Raw genomic sequence first — 7,293 nt, forward strand, 5'->3', positions numbered from 1 at the left:
AGTAGAATGTAAATAGACTTTGTTCGGCATCCGAAGTAGTTTTTTAGCTAAAACGGAGGACTTGTATTATTTTGCGTGAGGCATGCGAAGGGCGTGCGTTAGCACGGTGCGTAGCGAAGCGAAGCACCGAAGCGTAAGCGTAGCCCGTAGCACGCCGACCTTGTGGGCATGAGCGCAGCGAAACGCCCACAAGGGCACGCCCAAAAAATAATTCATTCAAAATCAATTTCAATACTTGAATTTGAACGAATTAAAGTCAAATAATCAAACAAAATTTGCTATTACAAAAAATCCTTTATACCTTTGCAGGCAATTTATGCGGGAATGGCGGAACTGGTAGACGCACTAGACTTAGGATCTAGCGCCGCAAGGCATGGGGGTTCGATTCCCTCTTCCCGCACAAACACCTTGTAATCTAAGCCATTACAAGGTTATTTTATTCAAAAAAAAGAGTATGAACATCAGTTTTGAAGAAAAAGCATCATTAGTCGGAGAGATAAAAATAGAATTAGAACCCCAAGATTATCTTACTCCTGTTCAGCAAAAAATAAAAGAAGTAAGCAAACGCGCCCAACTACCTGGATTTAGACCTGGCAAAGTTCCGCCCTCTCTGCTCCAAAAGATGTATGGAAAAAGCATACTACTAGATGAGATAAATAAAATTATCAACAATAACGTCCAAAAATACTTGCAAGATAACCAAATAAACATTCTTTTTAACGCTGAATTAGATGCAGAAAAGTCGCCCTCAATAGTAGAGATAAACAACCTTAACTTCAACCAACCTACTCCGCTACACTTTTACTTGAACGTCGTAGTCAAGCCAAAACTCGACATAGACCTAGCTCAAATTTTCTCAGGAGAAGAATTTACTAAATACAAAGTAGTTGTAAGCGAAGAAGATGTAGAAGAAGAGATTACTAACATAAGCTACTATTTAGGCGAGCGTCAAGAAGCTCAAAGTATAGAAATTAACGATACCATATACGGTACTTTGAAAGTAGAGCAAAAACCAGAGTTAGACAGAGCTGTGCACATCAACCTACGCAAAGTACCTGTTAGCATAGCTGAAAAGTTTTTGTCTAAAAAAGTTAAAGACACTGTTACTCTAAGCTTAGAAGCTCTCAAAGAAATGTATTCCTACAAAGGAATTGGTGCTATCAGTGAAGAGTTTTTACAAAATCAAGACTCATCATCGGAATACATTTTTGTGATACAAAACATTATTCGAATTACGCCCAAACCTGTGGATGAAACTTTTTATAGCAATGTTTCAGAAGGTAAAATCAAAGAAAAAGATGCTTTTTATGAGTTTATCAAAGAAAGACTTACGCAAAAATTTGAATTTTTATCTAAACAACGCTTGTACCAACAAATTGAACAAAAACTGTTAGAAAAAGTAGATATTCCTCTGCCCAAAGAAGTTATCAAGCAAAAAATTATTCAAAGGGATGCCAGCTATCTGAACCTGCCTACTGAAAGACAAGAAAAACTGCTTCAAGAAAATATAGAACAACTTAAGCTGCTGATTATTACAGAAAACTTACTTAATAAACACAATATACAAATAACTGACGATGATTTGAAACGGCAGTACATACTTCAACTCAAACAACAATGGCAATACTTAACTCAAAAAGACACAAATGTATTTACTATTGAGGATATTAAGTTAGAAGAAGAGAACCCAAATCTGTTAGAAAGAGTAGAGAAAGCCCTGCAAAACGAAGAGAATCTAAACAACACTCTAGCCAAAGTTGAAAAACATTACTTGAAAAAAATTCTTCTTGAAAATGTACCTTACACTACAAAGGAAATTTCTATTGTCGAATTTGAAAAACTAAAAAAGTAACCAAAATTCAACCTTTTTAAGCCACACAAAGGTAGATCTACCTTAGTGTGGCTTGATTTTTGTGCATTTCTAAAATTGTATGAAAAATTTATCTGATTTAGAGCAAGAAAAACAGCAATTGCTGCAAGAGTTGGAAGCATTAAAAAAACAAATACAAAAAGATATTTTTGTGTTAGAAACAAAGTATAGTACAAAAAACATAACTAAAAACATCAGCCGAGAACTCTCCAAAAAGTATTTGAACAAACGTTTGTTTTTTATTTTAGGGATAAGCGCAGGAACAGCCCTCGTACTTTATTGGCTATCCCGTAACAGAAAACGAAAAAAAGTCAAATGTTCGGGTATAAAAACAGAGCCTCAATCTTATGCAGTAGCTCGTAAAGATGACAAACCTTCATTTGTAGCAGATTTAGCCAAAGAAGTGTTATGGACAATAGCTTTGGAGTTAGTACGCAAAAAGGTAAATGATTATGTTAAGAAAAAAACAGCATAAGCAACTAGCCCAAGGTTCTCATTTGCTAAACCATTTTTGCCACCATTTTAATTTAGGCGCATCAAAGGGAGCAACTACGCCCTGCTGCTGTATAGCCGATAAAGCTGCGGATGCATCGCTATATCGTGATAAAAAGATTTGTATAGCTTGGGTGTACTCGGACTTTTTGTTCCAATAGTGAGTAATGTAGCTATTAGAAGGTTGAATAGTAAAATTTTGCTGAAAAAAGTAGCTCACTGCGAACTGTTCTATGATATGTTTGGGATACTTTGGATAAATTTCATCTACAAATTCAATAACTTTTCGCAAGACAGGTACATGTACAGGCAAAAAGCCAATTACGCCCGCATTCCACATATACACATTTAGATTTATTGGACAGCCCTCAAAAGTTAACTTTTTCATATTTTTTCTAAAACGTTTCATTTGTCCCGTGCGATGTGTACCTACAAAGTACTCTCTAACGTGCATTACGATGCTTTTATCAGTTATTTGTTCAAGTACAGGGCTATAGTTTTGTGTAAAAAATGTATCTCCGTCAAGGTAAAGTATGGGATTTTGAGAAAACTGTTCATGCAAGTTTAGCAACATCATAATTTTTAATCTGTGTGTAAAGTCGTGCGTACCTCTCCACGATTGGATAATTTTCGGAGTAAGTATATGAAAATGGACGTGAGATTGAATAAGCTCAAAAGCAGCGGGCTTATCAGTGTAGAGGTGGATTTCTATCCTTTCTTGCGGTGCAAAAGCTAATGCTGTCAAAATAGAGTATAGAGTTTGAGTGTATCCTTCTAAATTTCCATAAGATTGATAGACCAACAAAACTTTCATGCAAGCAAACATACACAATACTTTCAAAACAAGCTCTTGGATTTATTTAATTTGCAAGCATTATGAAAATGGTTATTCAAAGAGTAAAGTATGCTTCAGTTACGGTGGATAATGTTATTGTGGGCAAAATTGATACAGGTTTATTAGTTTTGGTAGGCTATACGCATACTGATACTCAAACTGATTTTGAAAAATGGGCGAAAAAAGTTGTGCAGATGCGCATATTTAATGATGAGCAAGGCAAGATGAATTTATCGGTTGTGGATATTAAGGGGGATATACTTTTAGTTAGTCAATTTACGTTGTACGCGGATACGAGAAAAGGCAATCGCCCGAGTTATATTCAAGCGGCGCCGCCCGAGATAGCTATTCCCTTGTACGAAAAGACGATTCAAGCTTTTGAAAAAGTGCTAGAAAGACCTATTCAAAAAGGGATCTTTGGTGCAGACATGAAGGTAGAGTTGCTCAATGATGGTCCTGTTACGATTGTGATAGACACGGATGCTTAGAGTTGCTTTTTTCTAACCGAATAAGCCTAATTCTGTAAAAACGAATGTGGATATTGATTAAAAGTTTTAATTTTTTTGGGCGTGCCCTTGTGGGCGTTTCGCTTGCGCTCATGCCCACAAGGTCGGCGTGCTACGGGCTACGTGCGGAATGCCCCGACCCTTGCGCAGCAAGGGGCACGCCCAAAAACAAACCTAAATTTTATTGAACTTAATAAAAATCTCTATTTTTGTACGTTTTTCATGCCCAATTCAAACAGAAAAATAGGTTTATTTACAGCATCTTCCCTCATCGTTGCCAACATGATAGGTACAGGAGTATTCACCAGTTTAGGTTTTCAAGCACTTGGGATAAGTTCAGGATTCGCATTAGTGTTTTTATGGATAGTAGGGGGCGTAGTAGCCCTATGCGGCGCATTGACATACGGAGAAATTGGCAGCCGCTTCCCTCAATCAGGTGGAGAATATACCTATTTGAGCAAAATATATCACCCTGCTTTGGGCTTTTTATCGGGCTGGGTATCTATTACGGTCGGTTTTGCAGCCCCCGTAGCCGCAGCGGCAATGGCTATGAGCAAATACGTCGGATATTTATATCCTCAATTGCCTAAATCCTTCTTTGCTGCAACTATTGTGGTCTTAATCAGTAGCTTGCATGCTATTCACTTTGGAATCGGCAAAAGTTTTCAGAATTTTTTTACAACCTTAAAAGTTTTGGTCATCCTTATTTTTATCCTTGCAGGATTTTGGACTAAAAACGATGGGGATGCCAATTTTACAATCAACACAGAAGCAACTCATTCTATTTTTAGTGCAGCTTTTGCTATTTCTCTGTACTTTGTAGGATACTCATATTCAGGTTGGAACGCTGCGGCATACATAGCAGGTGAAATTCAAAATCCTGAAAAAAACTTACCTACATCATTACTTATAGGGACAGGAATAGTCGCTGTTTTATACATTTCCCTCAACTATGTATTTTTGAAAGTTGCTCCTTTGCATGAGCTTAAAGGGCAGTTAGAGGTAGGGGCTATCGCAGCTACGCACATTTTTGGACACTCGGGCGGCAAAATTATGAGTATTATCATTTCTTTGCTGTTAGTTTCTTCTATCAGCGCGATGATAATGGTAGGTCCTCGAGTAAGCGAAGCAATGGGCAAAGATTATTCTATTTTGGCTTTTTTGGCTAAACGTAAAAATGATACTCCCTTAGTTGCTATTTTTGTGCAAAGCTTAATCAGTTTATTTTTTATTGTTACGGCTACTTTTGACCAAGTTATTACTTACATTGGTTTTACGCTGAATTTGTTTTTGTTCATGACGGTGCTGGGTGTATTCGTATCCCGATATCGGAACACCCCCCCACAGTACACAGGCTACAAAACTTTTTTGTATCCGTTTGTTCCCATGCTTTTTTTAGTTATTGAGGGCTGGGTGCTTGTGTATGGGCTTATTTACAAACCTATTGAGTCTCAATTAGGGTTAATTACCGTACTTTCAGGACTTATTTTTTACTATCTTGACGTATCTAAAAAACGAAAATAAAGCTATGAAAGCATCTATATTTTTGCCAGCACTTTGGGCAATAAGCGTATTTTTCCAAGTTGGTTGCAAGAATGCGGCTAAAAAACAAGCTAAAGATACCTTAAAACAGGACACCACTCAAAAAGTCAAAAAACAAGAACCAAAAGCTCGCCATTTTGACCCAATTTTTGACGAAACTGCTAAATATATTGCAGGTATCTACATACGCAACCCTAAACATATAGACACAAGTCTATATTCTCTGACCGCATGGAAAAACTATCGTAATAAGCTCAATAAAAATTGGTCTGAATATGAAACTACGCGCCTTCAAAAAATAGAAGAGTGGAGAAATACAGAACTTAAAGCTATAAACGAAAGAAAGTACAATTTATTTTATCCCTTTTCAGGTCCAGATATTTTGCATGCGGCTTATTTCTTTCCTAACGCAGATACGATTAACATGATAGGTTTAGAACCTGTGGGCGAGATTGTTCAACTGAACAAAGAAAAGTTCAAAGAACCTGAAAAGTTCTTTCGCTCCGCAGAAATTTCTCTACAATCTATTTTGAGACATGGTTTTTTCAAAACCGCAGCCATGCGAGTAGACCTATCCGCACAGGGACTAAATGGCACTATTCCTGTTATGATGCTATTTTTAGGTAGAATGGGCTATATTGTGGAAAATATGCAATTTATCTACGTAGACCCACAAGGTAAAATCAACAAAGGCAGAAAACAGACCGATAAAGAGGTACAGGGAATAGAAATAGCATTTAGCAAAGGTGCAGATAAACCGCTCAAAATACTGCGTTATTTTTCTGCCGATATCTCTGATGAAGGATTGAAAAAAAAGACACCTGCTTTTGTAACGTATATCAAAAGCTTAGGTAGAGTAACCACCTATCTTAAAGCTGCTTCTTATCTTTTACACAGAGATGAGCAATTCCCTACCATAAGAAAGCTAATCCTTGACCAAAGCGATTGGATTGTTCAAGATGATACAGGCATACCTTTGAAGTACCTTCCTGATAACAGTTGGCAAAAAACTTACTATGGAACGTATACTAAGCCGATTGCTATGTTTGCCGTGCGTTTTCAGAAAGATTTGAAGGAGAAGTACAGCGATAAAGAAAAGGTCAAACCTTTGCCTTTTTTGGTGGGCGGATACAATATGAGTGAAGGCGAAAAAATTGCTAATATGATGGTCGCACAGAGAATTAAATAACTAAAATATACTAAAAAAGTGGGCTAATTTATATGAAAACTAAAATTTTAGTTCTTTGTACAGGTAATAGCTGCCGTAGTCAAATGGCAGAAGGTTATTTTAGACATTTTGCAGGGGATAAAGCCGAAGTTTATAGTGCGGGCGTAGAAACACATGGTGTTAATCCCAGGGCTATTGCTATCATGAAGGAGGATGGAATAGATATTTCAAACCATACCTCAAACCATGTAGATGAGTACAAACACATAGATTTTGATTTTGTAATTACAGTATGCGATAGTGCAAAGGAAAAATGTCCTTACTTTTCAAGTAAAGCCCAAAAATTTCATCAAAGTTTTGAAGATCCTGCTAAGGCACAAGGTACAGAAGAAGAAATTATGGCACAATTTAGAAAGGTACGCAATCAAATTAAGGCGTATGTCAAAGAGTTTGTAGAAACGTATTTGAATTCTAATTAAATCAACTTCGTTGTAAGTCTGTTTTTGTTTTTATAGAAGAATAAGTTTTAATTTTTTGGGCGTGCCCTTGTGGGCTTTTGCCCACAAGGTCGGCGTGCTTCGGGCTACGCTAACGCTTCGGTGCTACGCTTCGCTGCGCACCGTGCTGACGCACGCCCTTCGCATGCCTCACGCAAGGATCTCTGAAAAAGCCATTTCTCTGTAAATTATGCAAGGTTTTAGTTTGTAAGGGATTGTACTTCAAGCTCAAACAAGGTAAAGACATAACTGCTTATGTCATCTGCGTGAGGGGCATGGAGCATGCCGTTAGGCAGTGCGTAGCGTAGCGAAGCACCGAAGCGAAGCGCAGTGCGGAATGCCCCGACCCTTGCGTCAGCAAGGGGCACGCCCAAAAAATAAAA

The 7,293-nt window shown here is 37.6% G+C and carries 9 protein-coding genes and 1 tRNA gene; 7 read left to right on the forward strand and 3 right to left on the reverse strand.

Annotated elements, in window-relative coordinates:
* Positions 1-43: 43 nt before the first annotated feature.
* Positions 44-190: a hypothetical protein gene (locus NZ519_00500; GenBank protein MCS7027220.1), complete on the reverse strand. Its 147-nt coding sequence runs from the start codon at positions 188-190 to the stop codon at positions 44-46.
* A gap of 128 nt (positions 191-318) precedes the next feature.
* On the opposite strand from NZ519_00500, the gene NZ519_00505 reads away from it, so the two are divergent.
* From NZ519_00505 to NZ519_00515, 3 genes are all read left to right on the forward strand, one after another.
* Positions 319-400, forward strand: a tRNA-Leu gene (locus NZ519_00505).
* Between the two features lie 54 nt (positions 401-454).
* Positions 455-1,852 carry a hypothetical protein gene (locus NZ519_00510; GenBank protein ID MCS7027221.1) on the forward strand — a complete coding sequence of 466 codons (1,398 nt, stop codon included), beginning with the start codon at positions 455-457 and terminating at the stop codon, positions 1,850-1,852.
* A gap of 79 nt (positions 1,853-1,931) precedes the next feature.
* Positions 1,932-2,345, forward strand: coding sequence for a hypothetical protein (locus NZ519_00515; GenBank protein MCS7027222.1), 414 nt, complete (start codon positions 1,932-1,934; stop codon positions 2,343-2,345).
* Between the two features lie 18 nt (positions 2,346-2,363).
* Here the strand turns inward: NZ519_00515 and NZ519_00520 are convergent, their stop codons facing one another.
* Complete coding sequence (locus NZ519_00520; GenBank protein ID MCS7027223.1) at positions 2,364-3,176, reverse strand: hypothetical protein; 813 nt, start codon at positions 3,174-3,176, stop codon at positions 2,364-2,366.
* 62 nt (positions 3,177-3,238) lie between these two features.
* Here NZ519_00520 and dtd point away from each other — a divergent pair, with 62 nt between their 5' ends.
* The 4 genes from dtd (at position 3,239) to NZ519_00540 (ending at position 6,892) form a co-directional block, all read left to right on the forward strand.
* Positions 3,239-3,685 carry a D-aminoacyl-tRNA deacylase gene (dtd, locus tag NZ519_00525; protein MCS7027224.1) on the forward strand — a complete coding sequence of 149 codons (447 nt, stop codon included), beginning with the start codon at positions 3,239-3,241 and terminating at the stop codon, positions 3,683-3,685.
* A 75-nt stretch (positions 3,686-3,760) separates the two neighbouring features.
* Positions 3,761-5,227 carry an amino acid permease gene (locus NZ519_00530; protein MCS7027225.1) on the forward strand — a complete coding sequence of 489 codons (1,467 nt, stop codon included), beginning with the start codon at positions 3,761-3,763 and terminating at the stop codon, positions 5,225-5,227.
* Positions 5,202-6,434 carry a hypothetical protein gene (locus tag NZ519_00535; GenBank protein MCS7027226.1) on the forward strand — a complete coding sequence of 411 codons (1,233 nt, stop codon included), beginning with the start codon at positions 5,202-5,204 and terminating at the stop codon, positions 6,432-6,434. The genes NZ519_00530 and NZ519_00535 overlap by 26 nt, the downstream gene beginning before the upstream one ends.
* Before the next feature lie 32 nt (positions 6,435-6,466).
* Positions 6,467-6,892: an arsenate reductase ArsC gene (locus NZ519_00540; GenBank protein ID MCS7027227.1), complete on the forward strand. Its 426-nt coding sequence runs from the start codon at positions 6,467-6,469 to the stop codon at positions 6,890-6,892.
* A 218-nt stretch (positions 6,893-7,110) separates the two neighbouring features.
* On the opposite strand, the gene NZ519_00545 is transcribed toward NZ519_00540, so the two are convergent.
* On the reverse strand, positions 7,111-7,293 hold a 183-nt coding region (locus tag NZ519_00545; protein ID MCS7027228.1), incomplete at its 5' end, for a hypothetical protein.

The organism is Bacteroidia bacterium (genome assembly GCA_025056095.1).
In the GTDB taxonomy this organism is placed as follows: Bacteria; Bacteroidota; Bacteroidia; order JANWVE01; family JANWVE01; genus JANWVE01.

Excerpts from the sequence above, each read along its gene's own strand:
- NZ519_00510 (MCS7027221.1), top strand. The coding sequence starts at position 455 with ATGAACATCAGTTTTGAAGAAAAAGCATCATTAGTCGGAGAGATAAAA.
- NZ519_00515 (MCS7027222.1), top strand. The coding sequence starts at position 1,932 with ATGAAAAATTTATCTGATTTAGAGCAAGAAAAACAGCAATTGCTGCAA.
- NZ519_00520 (MCS7027223.1), bottom strand. The coding sequence starts at position 3,176 with ATGAAAGTTTTGTTGGTCTATCAATCTTATGGAAATTTAGAAGGATAC.
- dtd (MCS7027224.1), top strand. The coding sequence starts at position 3,239 with ATGAAAATGGTTATTCAAAGAGTAAAGTATGCTTCAGTTACGGTGGAT.
- NZ519_00540 (MCS7027227.1), top strand. The coding sequence starts at position 6,467 with ATGAAAACTAAAATTTTAGTTCTTTGTACAGGTAATAGCTGCCGTAGT.